Origin of the sequence: Vibrio sp. nBUS_14 (genome assembly GCF_051201655.1) — a bacterium.
Classification (GTDB): domain Bacteria; phylum Pseudomonadota; class Gammaproteobacteria; order Enterobacterales; family Vibrionaceae; genus Vibrio.
This window is the reverse complement of record NZ_CP179206.1, coordinates 536,155-563,006: the sequence shown is the minus strand read 5'-3', so window position 1 is coordinate 563,006 and position 26,852 is coordinate 536,155. Positions and strand designations below refer to the sequence as shown.

The following is a 26,852-nucleotide window of genomic DNA, read 5'->3' as shown; positions in this document are numbered from 1 at the left end:
TCCTAATACACGCTTAAAGCGTCAAATTGCTCATTGAGGCAATGCGCGACCAACATTGGTCGCTTTTGCTTGAGGAAAGATAATCGATTAAACACCAACGATTGAACTAGGTCTGTGTAATCCATACCTTCACGAGCCAGATCATGGCAAACCAAACTTACCTTCTCTCCCTCCGGACGTTTTAGATCAGGTTTTGGATTGGTTTCCAGCACATAAAGGTTACCTTCTTTATCCATTCGCAAGTCCACTCTCACTAAGGTTTGAAGGCCAAGCTGGCGATAAATTTTCCGGCCGATTACCGCTAACTGATCTCGTAGCCTCTCTTCATTAACAGCAACCAAACGGTCTTGAGTGATCGGCTTTACATCCATAGAAGTAAAAATCGGCTCGTCAGCATCCAGTACACGCTCAGTAATTGAGAAAGCCATTGGCATTTCAGACTGCGTCAGTTTGCCTTCTTTAAAGACATACTCTCCCGCGACAGCAACAACAAACTCTCGACCACTTAGGAAAGGTTCAATCATTACTGTATTCCCCGTCGCTTGACGCACATACTCGACAACACCCGCAAGTTCATTACGGTTAAAAACAGGATATACATGGATTGAAGCTCGACCAGACACTGGCTTAACGATGAAACCATCTTTAAACTGCGCTTCAATTTGATTGATAGCATCTTGCTTTGCTGCATCTTCAAAATGCTCATCAATACCAATGGTGATAAATGGTGCAGTCGGCAATCCAGCGGCTTTAATTTCATGCTTAAACAGGTGCTTGTTATCCAAAATCCCGGCCGTCATTGGCGAGTGCCCTACATAAGGCACGCCCAGCATTTCCAATGTAGAAGGCAAATGACACATGGAGTCAAAACCTTGCAAACCACCACTATTCGTGATCACCAAGTCAATCCCTTTATCTTTCAGGCACTGTGCTAAGTTGATGTCTTCAGCTAACACCTCAACGAATTTGAAATTAGATTCACGCAGTGCATTAGCAATATCGTGTGCAACAGGTGCATACGTTTTGGTTGAGCGAGGGCTCAAGTTTTCAAAGATAAAACTGCCGTCCTGCTCTTTATCCCCACCGTGAATCACTGCGATTTTTAAGTTCTTGCGAATCCATTCCAATTGTTGCGTAGAAAAGACGGTATGCATCATCTGTTAGTACTCATAATGTTGTGCTGCTAAAAGGACGCGTTAAACACGGCCTGCAACAAAAAGCGTTAATAAAATTACGTTATTGTTTTAGTTGGCTTGATATACAAACCATTGTTTTTTTGAGGTCTATCGCCTCTTAATGCTATTGAATCTGAATCTTAAACTTACTTTCTTCAATGTGAACAGTGACCGCTTGTACTGGCTTATTCTCACTCATACGAACAATGCACTGATTAGCTAAATCCGGCATAAGTTGACGATTAATCAGTTGCTCAACGGCGCGAGCTCCTGTTTCTGGTGAATCGTTCATATTGACCAACAGATCAATCACATCAGGGTGAAATTCGAAACTTGCTTTGTAGTGGGATTGAACGCGCTTGCGAATACGGTTCAGAGACAAGATTGCAATTTGCGCCATTTCCTCATCGTTCAAAGGGAAGTAAGGCACGATAGTCGCACGACCAAGAAATGCTGGTTTAAAGTGTTTTTGCAGCTCAGGGAAAATAGACTGAGTCAGCGTCGGAACATCCGGTCGACCATTTTCACATGCATTAACAACAGCACTGTCTGCCGCGTTTGATGTCATGATGATGATCGTATTACGAAAATCGATGTGTCGACCTTCACTGTCCGAGATCGAGCCTTTATCAAAGATTTGATAGAAGATGTCGTGCACACCTGAGTGGGCTTTTTCCATTTCATCCAGCAGCAGTACAGAATATGGGTTCTTACGTACCGCTTCTGTTAAGACACCGCCTTTACCGTAGCCTACATAACCCGCAGGAGAGCCTAAAAGCATCGACACCTTGTGCTCTTCTTTAAACTCCGTCATGTTGATGGTGGTGATATTTCGCTCGCCACCGTATAGCAAGTCGGTAAGCGCCAATGCAGTTTCGGTTTTACCCACACCACTAGGACCACACATCAAGAATACCCCAATAGGTTTGCGTGGGTCGGTTAAACCTGCACGCGACAATCGAATTGCTTGGGAAAGCTCTGCTATCGGCGTTGTCTGACCAATAACTCGCTCACCGATACGAGTCTCTAGGTGCATCAACTTCTCAACTTCTTGGCTAAGCATGTTACCCACTGGAATACCCGTCCATAGTGCTACTACTTCAGCGATGGTTTGCTCTGTTACCTGTGGCAAGACCAATGGTTGCTCCCCCTGTATCTCACGCAGGGCTGCCATTTTATCTGCTAACCGGCTTTTCGCTTCATGCGATATCACCGAGCCATTTTCTTTTAGTTCAGCGTCTAAGCTGGACTGCAACTCAATGATCTCTTCCACCAAGAGACGCTCTGAGTTCCAAGAGCGCTCAAGTGACAGATGCTCTTGCTCTAAAGCCGCCAATCGCTGTTTTGCTTCTTCCAAGCGTACGCTTTCAATCGACCACAATGCCGACTCATGATGTAACGTTTCGATCTCGTTGTTGGTGTAGCGGATTTTTTCTGCAATGGCTTCCAACTGCCGAGGTACCGCACTTTGGCTCAATCCAATGCGTGAACACGCTGTATCTAACAGACTGATCGCTTTATCAGGTAACTTACGCTCAGGAAGGTAACGAATTGAGAGAGCGACTGCGGCATCAATGGCTTCTTGCATGACTTTAACGCCATGGTGCTTTTCAAGGCTGCGCTTCACGCCGCGAAGCATGTGAATAGCATCTTCTTCATTGGGTTCATTAACCGCAACAACTTGAAAACGACGAGTCAATGCGGCATCCGATTCAAAGTAGTGTTTGTATTCCGCCCATGTGGTCGCCGCAAGTGAACGAAACTCGCCACGCGCAAGCGCTGGTTTCAGAATATTCGCAGCATCATTCTGGCCCGCGGTGCCACCCGCCCCAATCAGCGTATGTGCTTCATCGATAAACATGATGATCGGCGTCGTTGACTGCTTGATCTCATTGATCACATCTTTAAGGCGGTTTTCAAACTCACCTTTGATGCTCGCGCCTGCTTGCAAAAGAGACAAATCAAGACTGCGCAGCTCAACGTTCGCAAGCGCAGGTGGCACATTGCCATTAATGATTTCTTGGGCAAGACCTTCAACAATGGCCGTTTTACCTACACCCGGATCACCGACGAGGATCGGGCTGTTTTGACGACGGCGGCACAAAATATCAATGGATTTGCGAATTTCATCTCCGCGTCCTGTAATAGGATCCAACTCGCCATTACGCGCTGCCTCTGTCAGATTTTGCGAGAACTTGTCCAAAGCTGGCGTCGCTGAGTCACCACGGGGTGGGACCATGCTCTCGGTAGACGATGAGACTTTACTGGGTCCGCCAATCACCATAGACTGACTGCGTAGCCATTCAGAAGATAATACTGACACCCACGAGCTCAACACACCGTTGTAAGCGCTTTGGTCCAGACGCTGCTTTAGCACCATAAGCAGATGAAATTCATTCACGACCGATTGCTGATTGTTTAATGAAGCAAGCATCCATGCATCTTTAAGCAACTCAACCAACTCTGGTGATAAAGAAGGTGAAGAATCATTACCACGAGCCAAGTGCATCAGACGGTCATTACAACGCTCCAACATCGACTCTTTCGCCAATGATGCTTGCTGAAGAGCGGCTTCCCAGCTTTTGGACTGCTGTAACAACTGAATAAACCAATGCTCAGCTTCTATCGCAAAGTGTCCTTTACCTACACAATCTCCAGCAGCCGTTTCAAGAGCACTTTTTAGTAACGGAGTAAGCCTTTTGACCAAGCTTTGTAGTTCAATATTTATCATTCTGTTTCCTAACTTTTCGTCAGTGGCATTTCAACAAACTGTTGACGCTCTGATTGATGACTCATCCAAGCGGATTGGCCAATTCTTAATGCTTTTTGGTGACTGCCTGATAGCTTCACTCTCGGCAGATACTGGCTATTTACCTTCATATAGAGTGCATACTTGATATTCCCCCCCATATAGCTTCTAACCATATGGTCCAACGCAAGAACCATCTCTTTGTCACTACGTATTTTTAAGTAATACTGATAGTCTTGAGGGCAAATTTTGATATTGAGTTTCTGTCCCGTCATTGGTGTAGACATCCCAACTAACGCGCCCATTCCCAATTGATGATTATTTCCGGCTTGGCCAATTTGAGTTAACGAACATTCCGTGAGAGGCAAATACTCTAGGCCACTGCGTTCAACCTCAAACTCCGACTCGAAGTAATCTTCTAACATCGACTTAAGCGCCAATGGACAGGTTAACTTCAACCCTAATAAGCCGGTGTATTGCACCAAATGAGATTCCGGCATTGGTATCTTATCTCCAGTCTGGCCAGCCAAACTAGAAAGCATTTCAGTGATAGATTGACGGTCACGATTCCAATGAAACGTCTCCTCCTCGAGCTGATACGCCAGTTCATGCTTTTGCTTTGTTTCGCAGTACAAGCGGTAGTAACGGTTATTAAACATGTCGAAAAAGTCGATTGGCGCTTCATCACCAAGTTCAAAGCGTGCTTTTAGTGCATCGCCATACATCGCTCTTGGTATCGAACCTGAATTGCCAGACAAAGCCGCCAATGATGTCTTTACCGTAAACTCACCCTCTCGTTCAGAAGTAACCATAGAGACTTCTGCTTGATAGTAAGCAGCGAGAATTTCTGCACTGAACCTCACTTTTGGTCGCAGCCCCTTTAAATGAGCCTGATGCTTGAAGATCTGCCACGCTTTTTCTAGCTGACCTTCAAACGCACCATGAGCGAAACGGCTTACAACAAACTCTTGCACCCAGTTCTCCTTGGGAAGGACAGGTAAACACCGTCTTGGCCTTCCAAATAAATATCAACCTGAGTAAAACTGTTAAAGCCAGCGAAATAAGCGAAGAAGTGGTCAAGCAAATGGCCAAAGAGCGATACGCCCCCGTTTACATTGCTTGCGTCTAACGTCACCGAAATCTTTGTGCCATAAGCAAAACATGTTTTTCCTGACACTCGGATCGGAGCCACAACTTGATCCTGCTCGACATTTTGTAGGGACTCGATATAAATGTGGTTTTGCACAGCTTGGTTATGGTTATACAAATCAAATACATTTCTCAGCGTTGCGGTTGGGTCATCCGTCCCTAGAATCGCGTGATAGTTAAAGTGCAAATGGCAAAGCAGTGCCCAGACATTCTTATTTGCGTCACGGCTACGCACTGGCAAGGTTGGGCGGCGTAGCAAGTTCATAGATGCTGGAATCGTAAGAGACTCACGACAGGTCACTTGGCTGTTTACAGGCAAAGAACCTGCTCGAATACCGTCAGTCGCAGTTGTCGTCACCGACCAAACTCTGGACGACGTTGTGGCACTAACATGCCCAATATCAGCTACTTTTAAACCACTGCAGAATACTCCTCTTTCGTGTGGTTCCTGTACGAGCTGCCAGCGAAGTGCAGTATCCTTAGTGCTGTACTTATCTCCATAGAGCTGACAGATCTTAAACGGTTCGCCTTCCGTCACATCTAGCACTTCATCAACAGAAAATACTTCCAAATCATTACCCTGGCTTGCATCAAGATAAATTGGATACTGCTTTTGAGTGAAGTCGATTTGTAGTGGTTCTGACACTTGGGTTTGTAGGTTCACCAATGGTGTACAAAACAGAGAAAAATGCTGTGCTTGAATACTACGAGCTTGCACCACACTCATCTCATTCAAGAAAATCTGAATACGAAACTCTGAGCCCACAGCGTGTTGAATGGCATTGCCAAGGTCCAATTTGAATCCTTGAAATCTTTCAGGGAACATGAAGAACTCGGTCAACAGCTTAAAGCCGCCAAAGCTAGCGGCTTGATACGGCAAAATAGTGTCATTTACATCGAAGCCGATTGGCTGTAGTGCGGACTTACCTAATGAGTAGCTTTTGCCATTATTCTGAATACACACCTGACAGCGCCCATGAGCGAGAACATCATACAAACGCAACGCAAAGTGGCTTTCACCTTTGAGGTGCAATTTCAATTGGTCAATATCCAAATCACGCAACTCAATTCCGCTATCGGTTGCCTCAATCGTCAGCTCCAACATCGCTTTTGCGTTTTCTGCACCCGCAGGCTTATTTAGATCAAATGGCGCAAACAGCACTTCAGCCGAAGCAACTTGAATTGGAAGCAGCGCTATATTTTCGGAAGTACGAAACACCACTGGCTCACCAGCTTCGCTCGCAACATCGAACTCTGTGCCTTTAGGAATACTGTGCTTTGCATTCGCTTCCTCAAAAATAGCGAAGTCCAACATACTGTATGACGGTATTGTCCTTAGATAATGCGGGAACAACAAGTTCACCAAGCTTTCTGTCAGCTCTGGATAAGACTCATCCAAGCGCTGTTGAAGCTTGCCGTTCATCAAGGCAACACTTTCGATTAAACGTGCGATCTGAGGATCATCAATACTGTCTTTACGCATTCCCAATGCACAAGCAGCACCCGGATGACGTTCCGCGAATTGAGAGGCTTCATTACGAATAAAGCGCAGTTCCTGTTCAAAATAGGAAAGCAATGAATCAGACAAAATTAGACTTCCTTACATCTAGTTTGTTGCTGCTTAAATCCAAAAAAGAATCCAGTATGATTGCCTCATCTCCCTTCGCTGAATGCACCACAGCGGAAAGGCGAAAGCTCAATTGGTTACTGCCCAAATCTCCTTCTTGAACATCAATCTCAACTTGGCTCAAACGAGGCTCGAAGTTTCGGATAAGCACTTCAATTTCTGCGACAATGTCACTGGTATTGTTTTTACTTTGAGCGCGAGGCATGTTTCGCATACCGAACTCGGCAATCGTTCCTTTTTCCGATAGAAACATCTCAGAGCACAGAGGTGCACGGCTGGAAATAAGATCACAAACATTATCAACAATCGCATCTCGAAGGCTGTCGATATCGTCATTCCAGCTTTGGGTTAATTTAGCCATTAAGCTCATGACGCCTCTCCAACTTCCATCCCAGATACAGAAGTCGTTAACACCACTTTCGCATCCATCATTTCGTATTGATATTGAGGCTGAAACATGATTTCGCATAGGTAGCGGGTTTTATCATGAGGAGATTCTTCAATGCTTACATAGCAGGACCGCAGCGGGTATCGGGCAAGTACTGCGTCATCACCATAATTGACGTTGCTAATGAACTGCTCTAGCCATCGCTCTAGACTCCGTCGACAGCTTTCTGCGCTGTCATATCGACCAACTTGGTCACGAATTTGAACCTTAATGTAATGTGCAAATCGGCAAGCCATTAGGTTGGTTTGGAGCATACCGAGCTGACGTTGAGCTTCATCAGGTGCTTGCCACACAGACTGATTGCTAAAAAAACCTTTATGGCCACTCAAGTAAATACTGGTTAAAGGCATAAACCCTTGAGACGACCAAAAACCATCATCTTCACTGTAGATATCTACCTTGGTCTTGAGCTCTGTAGAGTCTTGAACGATAGCCCCATGCGAGCCAGTCTCATCGTAAGAACGCAAGAACCCAAACCAACTGATTCGGTCAAACTCTCGCATCACATTACCTAACAAGAGGTATGCGCTGCTGCCCCATAGGGCATATTTCTCTTGCTGGCGTTCGTTAAAAACAAATCCAGCCTGATATTGATGGTATGGTTGACGAATCAAATGTTCATTTATGACCAAGTGCAAAAATCGTGATGAGCTTCTTTCTCTTAATAGCTGCCAAGAAACAAAATCCCGACTAGTAAGAATGCGATCAATTTTCGCGCTGTCATGAAGTAGCCTTCTTGGCTCATCGCCAAAGAAAAACTCGTCGGTTCCCAGCACCATTGGGCAAAAAGAGAGCTCCCCTAGCTCAGAGAGTAGTTGAAGGGTATAGAGATCGTCATACTCCTGATCATCAACATAGTCAGCCGATACCTTGTGATCGATCATCACCATACCAAATGGGCTACCACCGGCGGTGTCTAGCTCATTTGAATACAGTTTTCGGTATAGGGATGATTGCTTTAGATCGAAAGAGTAATTGAGATCTGCTGAAACCATACTCCAACTCAAGTCGAGTATTTTAATTTTGACTCGACGCTGGGATACTTGAAGCTGGGCCAACGATTTGAGCGCCGTCCAAGAGGCTTCTAACTGCTTATAGTTAGGGTGTTGGATAATGTCCGACAACTGTGCACTTATTGACAAATCAATCTCGGAGATCAAACGAACCAGCAATGCTTTAAATTGAGCCAACGACTGGCTTTTCGCGCACGCTAGCAGCTCCTGCCAGGTAGGATTTTCAGCTAAACTACGATCAAATTCGGAATCTATGTACATCAGCGACTCAGTTCAAAACATTCGGGGACAGCATCCCCGAATAGAATTAGCCAGGAATGTTTGCAACCATTCGTAGTGAAGTTGTTAACTCTTCCATTTGCAACCATGGGCGTAAGTAAGCTACTGCAGAGTAAGCACCCGGGCGTCCCGCTTGCTCTTCTACCGTCACTTTCGCTTCAACCAATGGGTGTGTTGCTTTCGCATCGTTCCCAATCGCATTTGGGTTAACGTACTGATTGATCCAAGAGTTCAACTCCTTTTCAACGTCGTTTGGATCTAAGTTTGAACCAATACGATCACGACCCATGACTTTTAGGTACTGCGCGATTCGGCTGCTCGCCATTGTGTATGGAAGACGAGCTGAAATTGCCGCGTTTGCCGTTGCATCTGGGTCGATGTAGGTTTTTGGTTTATGCGCAGTCTGAGCACCCATAAACACCGCGTAATTGGTATTTTTGTAGTGAACCAGTGGCAAGAAACCAAGATCACTCAGTTCTTTCTCACGCTCATCCGTTAGGTTGACTTCGGTCGGACATTGCTGTAGCAAATCACCGGCATCAGAGTAGTGAGTGAAGTTTGGTAAGTTCTCAACTTTACCGCCGTTCTCAGTACCGCGGATAGCCGTACACCAACCGAACTTAGTGAAAGCTTGAGTCATTAGAAGACCAAACTCGTACGCCGCATTGCTCCATACAAAATCGCTGTCTGAAGACACAATTTGCTGACCGTTGTCGCGAGTTTGAAGCTCTTCAAATGCAAATGATTTAACTGGAACTGTTTCTGCACCGTAAGGAAGACGAGCCATCGTTTTCGGCAGAGTCAGGGCAACGTAGCGTGAGTCATCGCTTTCACGGAATGCATTCCAACTTGCGTATGCTGGCGAATCAAAGCCTGCTGCAATTGGTTTACCTTCAGAAAAGCTACTGAATGCGTTGAAATCGAACATACTTGCATTCGCTGCAGCAACGAAAGGTGCGTGAGATGCAGATGCGACTTCACCCATGTAACGCAATAGAGCAACGTCTTCATCACCGTAACCAAATTCGTAGTCACCTAGAAGTGCACCGTATGGCTGACCACCAGCTGTACCAAATTCTTCTTGATAAACCATATTGAAGAAACGGCTGCGATCGATTGCTGGTGCATCTTCAAACTGCTCTAGCAATTCGTCTTTGGTGTAATCCGCCAGTTTAATTTTCAGGCTAGGACCTAACTCACTGTTTTTCAATAGCTTTTGCAAACCTAGCCATGAGCCTTCCATTTTTTGGAACTCACCATTTTGCATTACCGTTGACAGCTGCTCAGAGATTTTACTGTCTAGCGCACTGATTGCTTTTTCAATCGTCAATGTCAGGTTCTTATCCCAAGTCACTGTACCTTCCAGCGCTTGAGAAGCCATGATGCTCAATAGCTCTTTTGTCGTATCTACTGGTGTTTGTGCTGTTGCGTTGATCGCTCGGTCAAGAAAGCTCTGCGTTGCTGCTTCAGTAGCACTTTGTACTGCTTGTTGTTCTACAGACATTATTCAGCTCCTTCGTTGCTCAAACCTAGTTCTTGTGCTAAACCATTAATGGCATCTTCGCTTTGCAGAACTTCTTTCAATAGACGCTCAAGATCTCTCGAACGATCGGCTTTGCTTAGGAGTACTTTTAGCTGGTTACGTGTTTCAACCAACTGCTTAAGCGGCTCAATTTGATCAACTAAGTTCTCTGGGTGGAAATCTTTTATCGAACGAAAGCTCAAGTTCACTTCAAACTGGCTATCGTCATTAGCCAGTTTGTTATCAACTTTGTACGAAAGGCGCGGGTGAATTTGCCCCATTACTGCATCAAAGTTGTCTTTATCGATACCCGTGAACTCTCGCTCCTCTAAATCAACTTTTTCTGATTCTGGTTTGTGGCCTGAAAAGTCGCCAATTACGCCAACGACAAACGGCAGCTCTTTCGTTTCTGCAGCGCCGTTCGTTTCAACATCATAGGTGATGCTGACACGGTTCTTACTAACGCGCTTATGTTGTGAGTTCAATGCCATAACTGTGTCCTAAAATGAGATATTCATGAAATAGACACGCCACTTAGCATGGCGTGTCTAATGAAATAATTATTTACCAGAGGTCATTTTTCCGGTCGGAAGATCGTAAGTCACAACACCACCGCTTTGTAGTTCACCACCTTCTTTCTCGTAGTGATGTTTCTGAGAAATAGAAGTGTAAGAAAAAGATAGGCTTTCGTACGGTTGAGAACCGTCAGTACCGCTCACGTTGTAAGAAACTAGACGCGCTTTTTCTAGCTTAACTTGGAAGTAAACATCTGCACCTTGACCATCGTTAGAAGGCTTAGTAAATGCAACCTCAACTGTTTTACCTTCTTTACCTGGGTTGAATAGGTAAGATAATAGATCTTCAGAAGCACCATCAACTTCTTTAGTTACGCTAACTTCGCTTACGCCAACCATGCCTGAATCCGCATTAGTACCGTTGCCGATGTCCATAGCAACATTACGAGCTCCGCCCCAAGAGTAAGAGTTGATTGCAAACCAACCGTCATTTTTACCTTCAGCCGTTTCTAGTTGACCGATAGTCGCTGCGCCCTCAACTTGAAGACCGCTTACACGCATGTAAATACTTGCCATGATTTTTCCTTATTTTTTAAACACAATTACCAACTCAGAGCCGACTTAGCGGATGGTTGTGGTTTTTCATCTTGCTTGGATTGAGTATCTACAGGGGAAGTCTGAGATACATGCTCTTCGACACTTAGCGGCGCCGAAACGGGTGGCGTCGCTTGAGGTGTCGGGGGGCTTTCAATGTCCACCGTTGGAGTGCTCACATCCGGCAGCAAAACCTGATCGAGATGATTCAATCCGGCGGCATTAAAAATCGAACTAAGAGTTTCGCTGCTTTGCTCCGACATCATTTCTTGCAGCAACTCAGGTAAGGATAAATACCCCCATCGAATCGCTTTTTCTAACAAGAATGAGATTGGGCTATGCGGTTCACTCTGACGAAAATAATCAGAGACTTCTCTCAACAAATGGAAAGCTAAGTCTCGGTTCATGTTGTTTAAGTCACCCAGTTCAGATAGGTTTCCTGCGTGTAGGTGCTGGCTTACGGAGTGAGCAAGTTCAGGTGCCATAGGTATTGGCTCTATCTGTTTTGCATCCATACGGCTTGGTGGAGCACCTTCGAAAACTGAACTCTCAGTAACCTCTTTCTCTCCTGACTTATCCTCAGCTTTCGGAGCTAACTTAATTCCGCTTAAATGAACCAAAGCGTTTTCAACACGGGTAAGCAGTGACTTCGAAAACCCAAAGTTGGTGCTTTGACTGCCTACAGGCTGACAATGAGCGCTCACTATCGCTGACAAACGCTCCAACTGGGTGATACAACGCTTGGCGTTTTCCATCTTAAATTGAATCGCGGAACGCTCCTGCGCCACTGTGGTCGTAAGTGTAGATTTCAGCTGACTGATTTCGCCTTTTCTCTCTGCACTTTGAAAATCGAAAAACGTCACTTCCCCAACTAAGGGGAGTTGCAGCATCGGAGCATAAAGAATCGAGCTTTCCTCGCTATCACCAACCAGTTGGAAAAAAGCTTTAACTTTCACATCGGCTTGCTCTCTCTCTTTTCCCTTATCATCATCAGATTTCAGTTTTTCAACTGGCAGTACAGGGTTGAGGTGGTTCCAATGCTTCTCACTTAAATCAGCTAACCACTCAAGGCTATTCGCAGCGCTTTCTAAGGTGGTGTCGAGAAGTGATTGAGCGGCAACAAACCATGAAATGAGCTCAATATCTCTGGTTGTATTTGAAAACTGTTCTAACAAACTGTCAGAGAGAACCTCCCAGCTATTTAAACATGCCTCTTGTAATACGTCTTTCTCGTCAGCACTAGGATTTTGACTTAGCTTACGCAGCGCTGTTTGCGCGACATTAAATTCATTACGTAACGGGCGAAAAGCACTTTTTTCCAGTTTAAGATAAACACCACAGATAGAATCATTACTCAGGGGGGTAGAAAGTTGCTCAATTTGATACTTTGAAAACGGCATAGATTCCTGCTCTATTGGGTTAATCAGCCCACTATTCGCTTAAGAGCTAATTAAGTTCAATCGCTATTTTTTGTCTTTTAGATAAGGAAAACAGTAGAAACGTTGAGTAGTTCAACCTGCCAGACTCTTATTTACGCATCAAAAAAACAACATTTCAATAACGTTATCTTACAATAAATGATATATCTATTATTTGTAGAGAATATATCTTTGAGGCGAATGATTGAAAGGCTTATTTATGCCATGTATAGGTGCCTTTTAGGCCGCTCGCACATAGGCACTTGCGCGAATCGTTCGCGTTTTGAGCAGTAGTGCTGATTATGACTCTTTTCGAATCACATCAACTTCCGTGCGTCTTAGAATCAAGACTCTCTAAACGTTATCAGACCACCGTTATGAAACATATGACTGTGAATTCGGCTAACGCCTCTGGGGCTAAATCATTAGAGCACCATGCGCAATCTTGGGCTTCTAGCCAAGCCACATTGCGCTTTGACCACAATGACAATGTGACCTTTCCTATGCAAAGTAGTCCAATGCTCGGACTAGTAAAAGCTGAAGTAAAAGAGACTCAAAGTCGCTATGTTTTGATGGCTCATGGCCGGTGTCTTATCTATTTTTCTATGCATACAAGTAAGTTTGGTAAGACCCAGATGCCTCATGATTTGGATGTGGGATACGAGTTACAAGCTTCTCGACTCGTTGATGCTGATACAGAAGAGCCTATTACTCCAGCAGGTCTGAATTTATTGACTGGGAAAGATATTCAACCTAAACAAAGCCACCTGGACTCACTATTTGATAGCATTCAACGGCAAGAACAATTGCGTTTAAATAAGCCTTTAGTCCACGTTGTCGACAGGGAAGCGGATTCAGCAAAAGACCTAAGATGCTTAGGGTCTATAAATTGGTTAACACGAACAAAAAAACTCCACCTTCTGTCATGAAGGGCAATTTAAAACGGCTGAGGCCGTAGGTCGAAAGCTAAATCCAGGTATCAAAGGCGTCGTTTCAATACAAGGGGAAGAGGGCTATGTTTTTGTCGGAGAGACAAAGGCCTCGGCTTTGATGTGATGGATGCACCTCCCTTCTAGCATCGTTGTACCAAACTAATAGTACAACCAGTGAGAACAGGAGTAACAAGTATGTCTTAATTTATCTCAGAGATATAACCATCACAAAAATATGAACGCAAACACACAGTATCTTACAAATGAAACATATTAGAAAATAAAAATAACCGTAAAGTAATCGACTATATCTTATTCAGATAATAATTAAATAAACAAATTTTCTTGAATTAAGCTCTAACTAGAAATAGATTAAATGCTTAGGGCATGAAAGTTGATGCCACAACACTAGGTAATAATATCAATTATTATGTGATAATTTCGAATGTTCATCCAATAAACAGTCTTTTAGAACTGTTTATCTAATAGTGATTTAAGTGAATATGAGCAGTAACGAATTAAAGCACCAAACCCGCTCCCTCATCATTAAACTTTCAGATAAAAGAAGTTATATTGTCACTCAATTAATTGGGGAGGAAAGCGTATCTGGTGGGTGTCAATTTTCCGTTTCCATCGTAGCAAATCTGGAGATCGACACTCAAAACCTAGGCAAAGCAGTTCTTGTATCTTATGAGTTTAATTCTGGAAAGCGCTTTTTTTCAGGCATATGTAGCACTCTGCAATTCACAGGATATAGCAAAGACAAGCACCAGTTTTATTATCAAATAGAAATATTGGATCCACTTAGCTTGTTGCAATACAAACGCGGTCGTCAGATTTTTCAAAACATGACGACGAAACAGATCATTGAGAAAGTGCTAGAACAGTCTGATCTCAAAAGCTATTTTCACTTTTCCCTTTCCGGACATGGGAAAAAGCATGAGTATTGTGTTCAACTTGATGAAACCGACCAAGCTTTTATACAGCGCTTGTTAGCAAACGAAGGTTGGCACTACCACGTACGCCATCAATCCAAGAAGTCGATAGTCAGCATTGGCGATTCAAATCAACGGTTTGAGAAAATACCTGATCTAAAGTTAAGCTATCAAATAGGTGGCAACAATCAGCAGCACGTACTAACAACGTGGAGCCAATCCCACCATATTGGCAGCGGAAAGGTATCTGTCGCCGATCATACTCAAGATCTGGCTGAATTCTTTGATAGCGGCACCCGAAAAAGCACAGAAAGTTACGCGTCAACTTTATTGACGCAAGAACTCTTTGCATTTGGTCACGAGAATAAAAATGAAGTCCGTGACGCTGCAAAAATGCATATGGAAGCGCTAGATCTTGAGAAGTCAGCCTCTCACTCATCATCGAATTTAGCGACGCTTGCTTGTGGCTATAAATTTGAACTAACGAACCATCCTCTCGGTTCAATGAACCAAGAGTACATCGTCACTCATCTATCACACCGCATATCCAGAGAAGAATCGAACAACGACGTCGCTTACCAGAATCAGTTTTCTTGCATCCCTTCGTCACTGGTCTTTCGCCAAGAGATATTAGATAAACCGCGTGTCCATAGCTTGCATACCGCAACCGTCACTGGGCCTAAGGGAGAAGAGATTTACCGAGATAAATTGGGTCGAGTAAAAGTGCAATTTCACTGGGATAGAAGCGGCAAAAATGACGAAAACAGTTCATGTTGGTTGCCAGTATCGCAAGGGTTCGCCAGTAAGGGATTTGGTTCTCAATTTACACCACGCATTGGTGATGAAGTGATTGTTCAGTACATTGATGGTGATCCCAATCGCCCTATCGTGACCGGCTCTTTATACAACAAAAACAGCGCAGCCCCCTACAGCTCGGATACTCAAAATGGCATAAAAACTCGTTCAACGCCTAAGAGCAGCAGCAAGCAAGGAAACGAACTGCGTTTTGAAGATCAAAAAGACAAAGAACAAGTGTACTTACATGCTGAAAAAGATTGGCTGCTGGACGTAAATAACGACAGCCAGTCAACGATTAAAGGCATGAAAAAGACTCAAGTTGAAAAGAGTGCCACCCTAACCGTTAAAGAAGATGTAAAAGTCGAAAGTGAAAAAACGCTTACCTCCAAAAGTAAAGACAACTGGACGGGTGACAGTGAGAAAGATCTAAACCTCAGTGCCGCTTCCAACATCAATATTGCGGCTAAATCTACAGTCAGCATTGATGGAAACCAAGTATCGATCTGCGGTAAATCGAAGATCGAACTCAAAGTGGGCGCGAGTAAAATCGAGATCAGCGCTAGTGGTATTAAGATCGACGCTCCTCAAGTCTCTGTTTCAGGCAAAGCAAAAGCAGAGATGAAAGCCGCAATGATCAATATTGAAGGCCAAGGTAAGGCCGATATAAAAGCAGCATTAGTGTCGGTTAACGGCAGTGCCATGACACAAATAAAAGCCGGGGCCATGGTGCAAATTCAAGGCGCAATTACAAAGGTAAATTGATGATGTTGATAAAGGTTCCTCACCAATCCGCGCAAGACATCTTAAGTGTCTATGAGCCAAATGCCGCATTCGCAGAGTTAGCAGACGCAAACACTACCCCTATCGATTTGGTTTCTGTGGCGATGGAAGAAAAGCTGTTTGCCGATGCTGTGACTTTTCTTGCACATGCTCTCCCAGTTCGTGAATCCATTTGGTGGAGCGTGACCTGCGCCGCTTCTCTGCATCACTGGAAAGAAGACGAGGCCAATGCCATTCGCGCAGCAAAGGCTTGGGTCTATATGCCAGATGAAACAAGCCGCAGGTTTGCAGAAAAAATGGCAGAAAAAGCGGGGTTAGAAACCGGTGCAGGCTGGGCTGCTCAAGCGGCCTTTTGGAGCGGTGGTAGTATGATTAAACCAGAGGATCCTGCCGTTCCCCCTCCCCCATACTTGTACGCACAAGCGGTCGCAGGAAGTATTAACCTTTCAGCAGTCTTACCTGATGGTGAAGAGGCAAAAGAACGCTATCAACAGTTTGTAGAAATGGGTCTAAACATCGCCTCTGGCGGAAACGGTCAACAATAGAGAAAGAACATGCTTCCAGCAGCCAGAGCAACAGACATGCACATGTGCCCAATGCAAACACCAGCATTGATACCAATACCTCACGTAGGCGGGCCATTGCTCCCTCTACCAACAACAGTATTGATCGGCAACCTACCAGCCGCCACTTTAGGGCAGATATGTGTTTGTGTCGGTCCACCAGATAGTGTTGTTAAAGGAAGTGCGACAGTACTGATGAACAATAAGCCCGCTGCGCGTATGGGCGATCTAACTGCCCATGGCGGAACCATTATTATGGGAATGCCAACCGTCTTGATTGGTGGATAATAACATTTTCTTCACTTAAAATAGGACGGTAATCTATACTATGCTCTCATCATAGTAAGCTTAGTGCTTATCTGAAATAAGAATTCGATCCGTAGCTCACTTAATGAGTGCTTGGCTACGACGCTCAGCCGTCTTTTGCAATTCATCTAATCGACGAATAAATAGCAGGTAGGAGATCTGCTCGATAACTGAGATTGGGTTAGCGACGCCGCCTGTCCAAAACATTGCCCAAACTTGGTCGATCTGATTACGAATTTTGCCTGTTAGCATGGTGATTCTCTTTTAATAACACGGTAGCCAAGAGCTTGGCCTATATTGGTTATATTTTACTGTATCGATGATGCTTAAACACTTAGTTTTCATGATTATTGTGTTAATGCTTTCTTAACTGCTCTGTCCAGCGCTTCTATCCATGCGGTCTCATACTCACTCTCAGTTCTAAGAACTGTTTCTCCAGCAACTTTTTTAGTTCTAAATGGATGCTTAATTTTCTCCACTATTGAGCAATGTTCTTCGTTTGCTTCGGTATCCCAACGAACGCCTTTCTCAGAGCACGCTTTCATTACATGAGATAACCCATCTTTACCACTTTCAGAAAATCCAAATAATCTAGAGCCTAAACTGTGCTTGTCATTAATATCGCTAATATCGACTTCAATGATCACTAAGGGAATATCTTGATAGCTAAAATAGGCGCAATGATACGTTCGGGGTTCTTGTGTAAATTTATTCTTGTAGATTAGAGAGTTATTATCCGGTTTTGGCATTGCCAAGCACTGTGTTGAATGGTGTTTATAATCAAGAAGCTTCATTAGTTTATTGATTACCTTTTCAAAAATCTGAAAATTATCAGTGGGTGGCACTTCTTTTGGTTCTTCTAGTGGAAGTGGATCATCTGTATCATCACGATTAATCGCCCAATCTAATTCTTGAGCTGATCCTGTTGCTGAACCATGACCAACACCTGAAACGTCAGGTTTTGGCTCTTCATTCATATTAATCGTTGGTATAACCCTTGATAGCTCTCTTCCTGAAATCACTTTAACTTCATCGTCTGAATCACAAACAAACCTAAATCCTTCTTCACTCACTACATCCCGCTTTCTATGTGTTCCAGGGGTTGCTTGAAAATCAAGTTGCGAGTCGGGATCTGAACGGTTAACTTCAGGCCGTTTGCCATTTTTAGGTTCAACAGGAATTAACTCTCGTTTTCTTGGATGAGAAATAGATACCTTTTTCTCGTAGTCAAAGTAAGGCGCATTAACTCGTTTAATTTCGATGACATGAAAAAGCATAGAATCTTCTTGGTCGTATTCACCAAGCAGTTTGAACCGCCAACCTTTTAATGGTGGCGGAGAAAATACAAACTCCCAATTCAACATTTCTTCTTCAAGTAAGTGCTGATAAATACTATTAAAGCTTCGTCTTGCATCAGGGTTGAGTAATAACCACCTAAGATGTTCGCATGCACTTTTTGAATCAAGGTTCTTTAGCGGGTAATCAGATAGTCTGTGAAATCGGATAACACTTTCACCCTGAACAGTATCTATAGTCGCCATACCCTGTAAACCATTTGGTCTTAATGCTGTGCGTGTTAGATGAACATTATGTAAGAACAAAGTTCGAGCTAACTCCAAGTAGGGTATAGCTACTTTTAAATTACCATCTCTTAAAATAACAAAATTAGAGCTTGTTGATGACGTTTGTTGGGTGTTATTGGTAACTTTGAACTCTATCGACTCACTTTGTGACGATGATATTCGTTCTTTATTGTCGTATTGAGAGTTGATAACAAGCATAGGTATCAGCTCTGCGGGAATACGATTTTCAGGGTGACCAGAGAACTGCACGTTGATGAAGGGTCTAACTTTATTATTGAGAACTCTCTTAGTATAGATACTTCCGATATTGATTAATGGCGTATTTTCAGGAAAGTGCCTGAGCTCTCTGCCAGGCTGGGATGTCCAGTCTGAGAACTTCCCTCGCAGGTTTTCTGCTACGCGTACGGCTGAGCCCAGCAAGTCGTTCAATCTCACACATCGGCCTTAAAATATCTTTATGCTCAATGAGTTGAACCATAACACGACTTAGCCTCCTAATTTGATACTCTTCTATAGATTCGCTATATCGATCAAAAAACAGACTGCAAAGCGGTAACTTATACAGCTTTTTCTCAACGAGACTTTTCTGCTCGATACTAGATGCAAACCACAACTTAGAATGTCGAGGGTCTTCCACCCTGTCATCGGCTCTATTTTTAGTTTTTATGAGTTTTTTAACTAACAGCAAATCTCGTAATCGCCAGTCAACACGGTTGTTTTGATAATTGGTGACTAGATCTGGCTTATGCTTATTGAGCCATCTAGAATCATATCGATAAAGCCAAGAATACAGCCTTGCACCCAGATCTGTAGTTCTAATATTTTTAAGTGACGTTGCGCACGAAGATTCTAAAATACCAAGCCATTGGGTTCTCACTTCATCTCGTTTGACTACATTCTTCGTAGATACCGTAGCTGATGTATGATTTTCAGTTGTGGAAAGTTTTCTTGCACGATTGAACACCTCGCATAGGTCAACAAGAGCATGATCAAACGACAGCCAAACAATAAAATGCTGTAAATAGCTATACGATCTTCGGTGCTTTCGGAACATAGCAACTAGCCATGTATTACCTCCAGAAAGAGCCAAGCCTTGTTGATTTAACCATTCATCAGACCAAGTTTTCCGCAATAAATTAGCTATGCCTTTGTGGTCAATTCTTGCGCCATTCATAGCTCCCTCATTTTTTGCAAGCTGCTGATAATAAATGGTCCATTGCTTAGGTGAAACATAATCCAATTTAGAATTGAGTAAGGTCTCTACCATACAGGCTAATTTCAATTCATATGGTTGAGCGCCTTCAGATAAATGACTGGAACATTCATAGTAATTAGAACCAATAAAGTGATGACGATGAGTCGAGTGTATAAACAAGTTTGTATCTAGCAAAGTACATTGATGCTCAGGGCAAGCTTTGACTCCAGGGGATTGAAACAGACGTTGCCAGTATGTGAAACCTAGAGTCTTGCTTTGCTCTTGCCAACATTGAGGGCAAATTTTGTAACTTTTTGGCCATTGGATGACAGAAGCAGGGATCCCCGAGCGAGACATGCTTGGATTTGCACTACTATAAATGAGATCAGCTTGTAACGTCTTATACTGGTTTGGTGATAGGAAAGGTTTAAATAATGGTAGGTGCGAATGACGCTCGACGATTAATCTAGGATGAACTCCCCAAACCTGACCTACATGATCCAAAAGCTGCGCAATATGGCCTTGTAAAAAAGGCGAAGGAACGACCATTCTATTGCCAAATAGAATGTCTAATGCAACCTTGTCATCTTTGATGCCCATTTGCTGGATAAATCGAGCAAGGATGCTTGTAAGCAACTCATCTTTTTGAGCAACTGGAAAGTGAGTCAACATTAAAGCCACCAAACAACTCATTTTACTTCTTAAAGTATAGTTTGTGGCTCTATGAATTACAGGTAAGGCGTGATATCCAGAATCATCCCCTCATTTTTCAAATGGCGATATGTCGACATTGGCTCATCGCTTCTTAGTAACCGGAGATCGTTGTCAACATAGCAAGGTTCTAGTTTAGTAATCTTTGATTTTGTGGGCTTGCTCTCGGCTACTGGCTTATCCTCTAGCGATTTTATGTGGGCAACCAACCCAAACAAATCTTCATGAGGCTTTTCATCGATAGCTTGCTGCGCCGCTAACTTAGCGACATCATCACCTAATCCCATGCGAATTAGCATATCGGTGAGTTCAACTCGCTTGTCATTAGGGAGCTCATCTATACTTTCCTGCTCCTCTTGTTGCTTGTCGCCAACCTGACCGATAATACGGATTGTATCGGCAGGCAGATCCAAGTCAGCATACTTGACTATTTCTGCTTTGCGACCGCTTTGGAGCGCTCTGATCATCGGATGAATGATCGACAACTCTTCATTAAAGACATCCTTAACTAACTTGAGTGTAATCACTTCTTTTCCTGCAACTACCGATCTCGCTTGGCAAAGGTAAAACAATGAAACCGCTACATGAGCAATTCCTTGAGTGAGTTCCCAAAACAAATCCTTCATTGGTGTAGTAATCGGTGTCGGTGATTGAAACCACTGCAATTTCCACATCCTATTGAAAAAGCGGTCCCATTCACTTTCATTGGCTGTATTTGATAGGTGCTCAAATCGATTCCAATTTAAATTACCAAACTGCGCAGCACGGCGAGCAGACCTCATCGTAGGTGAAAAAAGTTCGAGAGCGTTTGGGGTTCCAATGAACAACACTGGTATTTTGATTACGTTAGTGAGCGTAACGAAGAAATTAAGTAGTTTGGTCGCACCACCGGAACGTGCGGCATTAAGGTGTTGAATTTCGTCTATGACCAAGATACCAATAGAATGAAGAGCGCATACTCTAGCTATGTCACCCAACATAGACTCTGCGGATGATCTCGACTTCACGTAGAGCATTTCATAGTCGCTTCCAATAGCATCGTCTACCGCTCGAAAAAAGTGGATACATAGGCTCTTTGCCGAACCATCATGAGGGCAATCAATCTTTAGCCATACCAACTGCGTATGCTGATATTCTGGGTGATAAATAGCTTGATGCTTATATGAATCTAGTATTGCCTGAACAGCGGTAGTTTTACCTGTGCCAGAACACCCAATAACAGTTGTTGCCAATGCTGCACTACCCGCATTCCTCGATGCCGCAGAAAAATCGACATTGTCGACATCTAAAAGATTACGCTGGTAGTCAATCGATGCGATGTTTCGCCCTAGATATCCTCGGCGAATCATCCCTGAAATCATCTGTTCTAGTTGAAGATGAGCTTTTGTCGGGTATAGAAAACCATCGAGTATTCGCATCATCGCATGGCGACGGATGTACCCAGGTAAGGTTTTTTCGGAGTCTCGTACTTTAGGATAACGATTTAGCTCTTTGGCCGTATTCTGAGGCGAGTTCAATAAAGGTAGTGCATTGATCAAAGGCTGATCTCGGTAATCTTCGATTTCAGGGTCAGCGTATTCCGCATGGTGAATCTTAATCATCGTCATCTCCTAAAAAATCATCCAGTGACGGGTATTCAATGCTTTCCGAATTGTGACCAGTTTGAATATCAATGATTTCAGCACTACTTTGCTTTGACTCAGGCTTGAGATTAACAGAGGTATTGTCTCGCTCAAGCTCCCTCTCTTCATCTCGATTCCCCTTAATTCCAGTCAATCTTAGTGAGTCTGTTAATTTAGGCAAACTTGCCTTTTTATCACGCTCTCGTTTGGCGATACTCTCCATCGTTTCCTGTAGGTCAGGAGCCTCGAAATCCTTATCTTGATTCGCTGACGCCTCTGCGACTTTAGAAGACTTGAGAATGCCCGCAGCATCCACAAAACTCATTCCTTTGTATCGACGGCTACGATCTGAAAGCTCACATATCCAATAAGATTGATAGCTATTATCGGGTCTCAGGTAAACGACATCGGTTCGGCGCGGGTCAAAAGCCACCTCAACTTTCTTTGGTCTTGTATGCTTAAATCGGTCAAACCAACCTTCAGCTATTGCTTCATGGCAAGTGTATTTCAGCCCTTTGAAACCAATACCTACCTCAGATACTGTTCCTTTTTCAGTAGGTAACAAGTTCACCTCAACCATATTTTTACTGCATGGTCTCAATTTTCCAGTTCGATTTTTGATTCCCCAATTCCAAAGCTGAACGGGGACTGCGGGTAAGTCATCAGGCATATCTTCGGCAAAATCATAATCTTTAACTACATTCCTAGTGTTGTAGTTGATAATGATGTGAATCACGGTTTCAGTGAATGCATGCAAGGTTAATTCTGCGTCTAGCTCATACCGGCGTCCCAAGCGTTTCTTGCCGTTGACTGGCTCTACAATACCACCGATATAGGGTCTGAACTTTGTTTGAAGTGTATTGAAATAACGCTCTACACCTCCTTTATCATCTCCTCGATAGGAACGCGAGTTACTCAGTTGGATGTTGAAGGCATTAACGAGTACATCAGCTTGCCTATGTAAAAGCTCACCTTTATCCGCCATGATAGAAGCGGGAATTCCAACGGAAGGCCATATACTTGAATCGATATCTATTCCATAACTACGACAGTATTCTGTTTTATCAAGAAACGCGTTAGACATCGCCATCATCGCAGCGACCCAAGACGGGTTTTCTAACCCAACGTAAAGCCCTGTAACCATTCGGCTAAACACATCTTTAACTACGTAAACTACAGGTCTACCAATGATTTTATTCGGGTCTTTTTCCGAAACTAAATACAGGTCAGCAATCGTCGCATCAATCTCATATCGGCCTCCTGGACCAATATTCATAAAGGCTGACGTGCTCGTTAACGCTCGAATATCTTTGTCGTAAGTTTTAGATGGCGTTCTTCGTCTAACTACATCATGCTTTTTGTAGTTAGATTCATAGAAATATCGAAACTGACGAAGCGTTGGTATGGATGTTTTATCAGAATCTGGAAAACGGGATTTATACAAGCCAATAGCTTTATCTTTGGCATCTTTTATAGAGAACTTATCGTTTTGAAGAAAGAAGCCATCAATAGCAAGGCTGAAAATCTCGGCAACGTCATCGGTAATGATAGTACCCACGCCTTCAGCCCTTGTCCGCCTTCGACCGAGTTTATTAGCTACATCGCGCCTAGCTTTACCCCTACCACCAGACTTATGATAGTCAGGTAACAATGCGTTTGGTGTCATTCCTCGTTGCCAATATCGACGCAGTTGACGAATGAAGTAAATTCGTGGTTTGCCAGTTTCTTCTACTGCGCTTCTAATTCGATGATTCCGTGACGCCTTATCAAAAAGTTCACAGTGGTCTTTCAATAATATGTTGAGTAAGGAATAAGCGTCGTCTCTCTTGAGAGCTTGTGCACTGCCTAATTCAACATGAGAGAAAATAAAAGGTTCACTGATACCCTGTATTGCTTGGCTAGCGACGAGTTCTTGCAACTCAGAGATAGATTTAAATATGGGCCAAGCTGAATCATCATCGATATTAATCAACCAAATAAACTCTATCGTTTCGAACACAACACGTATTCGCTCGTTTGAATCTTTGTATTGATAGACTTGATTAAGAAGCATTGCCTACCTCCAAACCTGTGCTATCGCTAGTTAAGAGCTCGACATCTTCACACTTCCACTGCGTAAACGGAATTTCTAGTGATGCTTTTAAATATTGATTGGCGATACCATAGCGAAATACTCCGATATGAGTACCTTCCTCTAATTGGTATTGGTCATCCAATTTTGCACAATATCGAGCGACATAAGCTTTTGGTTGCTTAGCTAATCTAATAGCAAGATCAATGACATCTTGCTTGGAGAATGGATATTCGGCTTCGATGTCTATGTCAATGAGTGGCTTTAACCACTTCAAGTTCATTTTGAGTTCGTTTGAGACTTCTTGATCTGTGAAAATGGGGCAAGGAACTTGTAGGCTTTCCCAATATGCTTTTTCTATTTGAAGCTTTTCGACAATGCGTTTTTCATCAAGCTTTAGGGCGGGTTTTACGGGGATAGCTAACTGAAAGCCATCGGTAAAATCGATGAGTAAGTCCGTTGTTACTACCTTAAGTTCACCCTTTTCCTGTGGATGGCGAATACCTAGCTGGCGGCAAATAATTAAAGAGTCAATAAGAGGGATTGGGAACTGCTCTCGAATATCGACGACCTCGTTGCACCAATCGAACACCAAAAATGCCGCAAGCTCATTTCCAGAGAAGAAGTGATGTATGCGGCCAACTGTGGAACTTTTAACACGAACGCTTTCGCCAGAGCTACTGAACTCTCCCATTTTAATAAAGGGAACGTAATCTTTTCCCGCCCCTTCGCCTCGTTTTTCATCTAAACGCTTTTGGTCTTTCTTATTAAGCGGCTTATCTGCATCTGACATAAAAAAACCTCCGACTAAGCTAAACTTAGCAGGAGGTTAAAAAACGATCAATCTTTATTGTATATGATCAGACTTTATTGTAACTGATCAAACTTTATTGTCTGCCGACATATGCTCTGTTAGATAAGCTGACGATTACTCAACCGTTACCGCTTTCGCTAGGTTACGAGGTTGGTCAACGTCGGTACCTTTGATTAGCGCTACGTGGTAAGACAACAGCTGCATCGGTACTGTGTAGTAGATAGGCGCCGTTACTTCACTTACGTGAGGCATTTTGATGATCTTCATGTTCTCATCGCTTTCAAAGCCGGCATCTTGATCAGCGAATACGTAAAGTAGACCACCACGAGCACGCACCTCTTCAACGTTTGATTTCAGCTTCTCTAGCAGGTCATTGCTAGGTGCAATAACGACGACTGGCATATCTGCATCGATAAGAGCCAAAGGACCGTGCTTAAGCTCACCAGCCGCGTATGCTTCTGCGTGAATGTAAGAGATCTCTTTCAGCTTAAGAGACGCTTCCATTGCGATTGGGTAGAACTCACCACGACCTAGGAACAATGTGTGGTGCTTATCTGCAAAATCAGGTGCTAGCGCTTCGATCTCTTTATCGAATACGAGTGCTTTCTCAATATCAGAAGGCAGTTGATGCAGTGCTTGAACAATTTCAGCTTCTTTCTCTTCATTGATTCGACCCTGTAGACGACCAATTGAAGTTACCATCATCAGCATAGCCGCTAACTGTGTTGTGAAGGCTTTAGTTGAAGCAACACCGATTTCAGTTCCTGCGCGAGTCATGAAGGCAAAATCAGATTCACGAACCAGTGAAGAACCGGCAACGTTACAGATGGTCATTGCTGACATGTAACCTTTCTCTTTTGCAAGACGAAGTGCTGCTAGCGTATCTGCCGTCTCACCAGATTGAGAAAGCGTCACAAGCAAGCTATTTGGACGAACAACGAAATCACGGTAACGGAATTCAGAAGCAATCTCTACGTCACAGCTTACGCCTGCTAGAGATTCAAACCAGTAACGAGCTACCATGCCTGAGTTGTAAGACGTTCCACATGCGATGATCTGCACGTGTTCAACCTTGCTTAGGATCTCTTCCGCTTTAACACCGATTGCATTAGTGATTACAGAAGTGTCAGAGATACGACCTTCCATCGTGTTGATTAATGCTGTTGGTTGCTCAAAGATCTCTTTTTGCATGAAGTGACGGTATTGACCTTTATCACCTGCATCGTGCTCTGCGTTTGATTCAACGATGTCACGCTCAACACGCTCGCCGGCTACATCAAATACCGTTACATCACGACGAGTAACCTCAGCAACATCCCCCTCTTCTAGGTACATGAAACGACGAGTTACGCTTAATAGCGCAAGTTGGTCAGATGCTAGGAAATTCTCGCCCACACCAAAACCGATAACGATTGGGCTACCAGAACGAGCAACAACGATACGGCTAGGATCTTTACGATCAACCGCTACTGTACCGTATGCACCGTCTAATTGTTTTGCTGTCTTTTGAAGCGCTTCAACCAATGAATCAGAAGTACGAAGTTCCCATTCAACTAAGTGAGCGATAACTTCAGTATCCGTTTGTGAAGTAAACACGTAACCACGCTCTTGAAGAAGAGCACGCAATGCTTCGTGGTTTTCGATAATACCATTGTGTACAACAGCAATATCACCAGACATGTGTGGGTGTGCATTCGCTTCTGACGGCTCACCGTGCGTTGCCCAACGTGTATGAGCGATACCAGTACCGCCAATGACATGTTGCTGATCGACTGCGTCTGCTAGCTCTTGTACTTTACCAAGGCGGCGTACACGAGTTAGGTTAGATTCGCTATCAACTACAGCGACACCCGCTGAATCGTAGCCTCGGTATTCTAGGCGGCGAAGGCCTTCTACTAAAATTTCGGCTACATCACGCTGTGCTACTGCACCAACAATTCCACACATAGTTTCACTCCATCAATTTCGTTTTATTCCTATTGGCAGCAAGCAAAGGCCAGATCTTTATTAAGATCAATCATAGGAAGGTAAATGCATAATACTTAAATTTGTT

19 protein-coding genes and 2 pseudogenes are annotated in these 26,852 nt (G+C 43.6%); 4 read left to right on the top strand and 17 right to left on the bottom strand.

From position 1 onward, the window contains the following. Positions 1-2: 2 nt before the first annotated feature. The 10 genes from ACMAZD_RS02620 to ACMAZD_RS02575 form a co-directional block, all read right to left on the bottom strand. Entirely contained in the window at positions 3-1,157 is a 1,155-nt protein-coding gene (locus ACMAZD_RS02620; protein ID WP_435248457.1) for a D-alanine--D-alanine ligase family protein, read from the bottom strand. 142 nt (positions 1,158-1,299) lie between these two features. Then, positions 1,300-3,906 (bottom strand): type VI secretion system ATPase TssH, encoded by a 2,607-nt coding sequence (gene tssH, locus ACMAZD_RS02615; RefSeq protein WP_435248456.1) that lies wholly within the window; start codon positions 3,904-3,906, stop codon positions 1,300-1,302. A gap of 8 nt (positions 3,907-3,914) precedes the next feature. Next, on the bottom strand, positions 3,915-4,898 hold the full coding sequence (locus tag ACMAZD_RS02610) for a type VI secretion system baseplate subunit TssG (RefSeq protein WP_435248455.1): 984 nt from the start codon (positions 4,896-4,898) through the stop codon (positions 3,915-3,917). Next, positions 4,880-6,661 carry a type VI secretion system baseplate subunit TssF gene (gene tssF, locus ACMAZD_RS02605; protein ID WP_435248454.1) on the bottom strand — a complete coding sequence of 594 codons (1,782 nt, stop codon included), beginning with the start codon at positions 6,659-6,661 and terminating at the stop codon, positions 4,880-4,882. The genes ACMAZD_RS02610 and tssF overlap by 19 nt, the downstream gene beginning before the upstream one ends. Further along, complete coding sequence (gene tssE / locus ACMAZD_RS02600) at positions 6,654-7,070, bottom strand: type VI secretion system baseplate subunit TssE (RefSeq protein WP_435248453.1); 417 nt, start codon at positions 7,068-7,070, stop codon at positions 6,654-6,656. The genes tssF and tssE overlap by 8 nt, the downstream gene beginning before the upstream one ends. Further along, positions 7,067-8,422, bottom strand: coding sequence for a type VI secretion system contractile sheath domain-containing protein (locus tag ACMAZD_RS02595; protein ID WP_435248452.1), 1,356 nt, complete (start codon positions 8,420-8,422; stop codon positions 7,067-7,069). The genes tssE and ACMAZD_RS02595 overlap by 4 nt, the downstream gene beginning before the upstream one ends. A 46-nt stretch (positions 8,423-8,468) precedes the next feature. Continuing rightward, complete coding sequence (gene tssC, locus ACMAZD_RS02590) at positions 8,469-9,944, bottom strand: type VI secretion system contractile sheath large subunit (protein ID WP_435248451.1); 1,476 nt, start codon at positions 9,942-9,944, stop codon at positions 8,469-8,471. Further along, on the bottom strand, positions 9,944-10,453 hold the full coding sequence (gene tssB, locus ACMAZD_RS02585) for a type VI secretion system contractile sheath small subunit (RefSeq protein ID WP_435248450.1): 510 nt from the start codon (positions 10,451-10,453) through the stop codon (positions 9,944-9,946). Before tssB ends, tssC begins: the two co-directional genes overlap by 1 nt. A gap of 69 nt (positions 10,454-10,522) precedes the next feature. Continuing rightward, positions 10,523-11,053, bottom strand: a complete 531-nt coding sequence (locus ACMAZD_RS02580; protein ID WP_435248449.1) for an Hcp family type VI secretion system effector — start codon at positions 11,051-11,053, stop codon at positions 10,523-10,525. 26 nt (positions 11,054-11,079) lie between these two features. Next, positions 11,080-12,471: an ImpA family type VI secretion system protein gene (locus ACMAZD_RS02575; protein ID WP_435248448.1), complete on the bottom strand. Its 1,392-nt coding sequence runs from the start codon at positions 12,469-12,471 to the stop codon at positions 11,080-11,082. Between the two features lie 314 nt (positions 12,472-12,785). Here ACMAZD_RS02575 and ACMAZD_RS02570 point away from each other — a divergent pair. From ACMAZD_RS02570 to ACMAZD_RS02555, 4 genes and pseudogenes are all read left to right on the top strand, one after another. Next, positions 12,786-13,524 (top strand): annotated as a pseudogene (locus ACMAZD_RS02570) (IS4-like element ISPpr4 family transposase); the annotation flags it as partial. A 400-nt stretch (positions 13,525-13,924) separates the two neighbouring features. Further along, positions 13,925-15,916 carry a type VI secretion system Vgr family protein gene (locus ACMAZD_RS02565; RefSeq protein WP_435248447.1) on the top strand — a complete coding sequence of 664 codons (1,992 nt, stop codon included), beginning with the start codon at positions 13,925-13,927 and terminating at the stop codon, positions 15,914-15,916. Further along, entirely contained in the window at positions 15,916-16,479 is a 564-nt protein-coding gene (locus tag ACMAZD_RS02560) for a DUF6931 family protein (RefSeq protein ID WP_435248446.1), read from the top strand. Before ACMAZD_RS02565 ends, ACMAZD_RS02560 begins: the two co-directional genes overlap by 1 nt. 9 nt (positions 16,480-16,488) lie before the next feature. Then, a complete protein-coding gene (locus ACMAZD_RS02555; protein ID WP_435248445.1) occupies positions 16,489-16,785 on the top strand; it encodes a PAAR domain-containing protein in 297 nt (98 codons plus the stop codon). Between the two features lie 108 nt (positions 16,786-16,893). Here ACMAZD_RS02555 and ACMAZD_RS02550 read toward each other — a convergent pair. From ACMAZD_RS02550 to glmS, 7 genes and pseudogenes are all read right to left on the bottom strand, one after another. Beyond that, positions 16,894-17,055, bottom strand: a pseudogene (locus tag ACMAZD_RS02550) (type I restriction-modification system subunit M N-terminal domain-containing protein); the annotation flags it as partial. A gap of 95 nt (positions 17,056-17,150) precedes the next feature. Further along, entirely contained in the window at positions 17,151-18,635 is a 1,485-nt protein-coding gene (locus tag ACMAZD_RS02545; protein ID WP_435248444.1) for a hypothetical protein, read from the bottom strand. Between the two features lie 76 nt (positions 18,636-18,711). Beyond that, positions 18,712-20,253 (bottom strand): TnsD family Tn7-like transposition protein, encoded by a 1,542-nt coding sequence (locus ACMAZD_RS02540; RefSeq protein ID WP_435248443.1) that lies wholly within the window; start codon positions 20,251-20,253, stop codon positions 18,712-18,714. 56 nt (positions 20,254-20,309) lie between these two features. Beyond that, complete coding sequence (locus ACMAZD_RS02535) at positions 20,310-21,893, bottom strand: ATP-binding protein (RefSeq protein WP_435248442.1); 1,584 nt, start codon at positions 21,891-21,893, stop codon at positions 20,310-20,312. Then, positions 21,886-23,967, bottom strand: coding sequence for a Mu transposase C-terminal domain-containing protein (locus ACMAZD_RS02530; protein ID WP_016786886.1), 2,082 nt, complete (start codon positions 23,965-23,967; stop codon positions 21,886-21,888). The genes ACMAZD_RS02535 and ACMAZD_RS02530 overlap by 8 nt, the downstream gene beginning before the upstream one ends. Further along, on the bottom strand, positions 23,957-24,778 hold the full coding sequence (locus ACMAZD_RS02525) for a TnsA endonuclease N-terminal domain-containing protein (RefSeq protein ID WP_435248441.1): 822 nt from the start codon (positions 24,776-24,778) through the stop codon (positions 23,957-23,959). Before ACMAZD_RS02525 ends, ACMAZD_RS02530 begins: the two co-directional genes overlap by 11 nt. Positions 24,779-24,913: 135 nt before the next feature. Continuing rightward, positions 24,914-26,746 carry a glutamine--fructose-6-phosphate transaminase (isomerizing) gene (gene glmS, locus ACMAZD_RS02520; protein WP_435248440.1) on the bottom strand — a complete coding sequence of 611 codons (1,833 nt, stop codon included), beginning with the start codon at positions 26,744-26,746 and terminating at the stop codon, positions 24,914-24,916. Positions 26,747-26,852: the final 106 nt, after the last annotated feature.

Coding starts and splice junctions, on each gene's coding strand:
- ACMAZD_RS02620 (WP_435248457.1), bottom strand. CDS start 1,157: ATGATGCATACCGTCTTTTCTACGCAACAATTGGAATGGATTCGCAAG.
- tssH (WP_435248456.1), bottom strand. CDS start 3,906: ATGATAAATATTGAACTACAAAGCTTGGTCAAAAGGCTTACTCCGTTA.
- tssE (WP_435248453.1), bottom strand. CDS start 7,070: ATGAGCTTAATGGCTAAATTAACCCAAAGCTGGAATGACGATATCGAC.
- ACMAZD_RS02595 (WP_435248452.1), bottom strand. CDS start 8,422: ATGTACATAGATTCCGAATTTGATCGTAGTTTAGCTGAAAATCCTACC.
- tssC (WP_435248451.1), bottom strand. CDS start 9,944: ATGTCTGTAGAACAACAAGCAGTACAAAGTGCTACTGAAGCAGCAACG.
- tssB (WP_435248450.1), bottom strand. CDS start 10,453: ATGGCATTGAACTCACAACATAAGCGCGTTAGTAAGAACCGTGTCAGC.
- ACMAZD_RS02580 (WP_435248449.1), bottom strand. CDS start 11,053: ATGGCAAGTATTTACATGCGTGTAAGCGGTCTTCAAGTTGAGGGCGCA.
- ACMAZD_RS02575 (WP_435248448.1), bottom strand. CDS start 12,471: ATGCCGTTTTCAAAGTATCAAATTGAGCAACTTTCTACCCCCCTGAGT.
- ACMAZD_RS02565 (WP_435248447.1), top strand. CDS start 13,925: ATGAGCAGTAACGAATTAAAGCACCAAACCCGCTCCCTCATCATTAAA.
- ACMAZD_RS02560 (WP_435248446.1), top strand. CDS start 15,916: ATGATGTTGATAAAGGTTCCTCACCAATCCGCGCAAGACATCTTAAGT.
- ACMAZD_RS02555 (WP_435248445.1), top strand. CDS start 16,489: ATGCTTCCAGCAGCCAGAGCAACAGACATGCACATGTGCCCAATGCAA.
- ACMAZD_RS02540 (WP_435248443.1), bottom strand. CDS start 20,253: ATGTTGACTCACTTTCCAGTTGCTCAAAAAGATGAGTTGCTTACAAGC.
- ACMAZD_RS02535 (WP_435248442.1), bottom strand. CDS start 21,893: ATGATTAAGATTCACCATGCGGAATACGCTGACCCTGAAATCGAAGAT.
- ACMAZD_RS02530 (WP_016786886.1), bottom strand. CDS start 23,967: ATGCTTCTTAATCAAGTCTATCAATACAAAGATTCAAACGAGCGAATA.
- ACMAZD_RS02525 (WP_435248441.1), bottom strand. CDS start 24,778: ATGTCAGATGCAGATAAGCCGCTTAATAAGAAAGACCAAAAGCGTTTA.
- glmS (WP_435248440.1), bottom strand. CDS start 26,746: ATGTGTGGAATTGTTGGTGCAGTAGCACAGCGTGATGTAGCCGAAATT.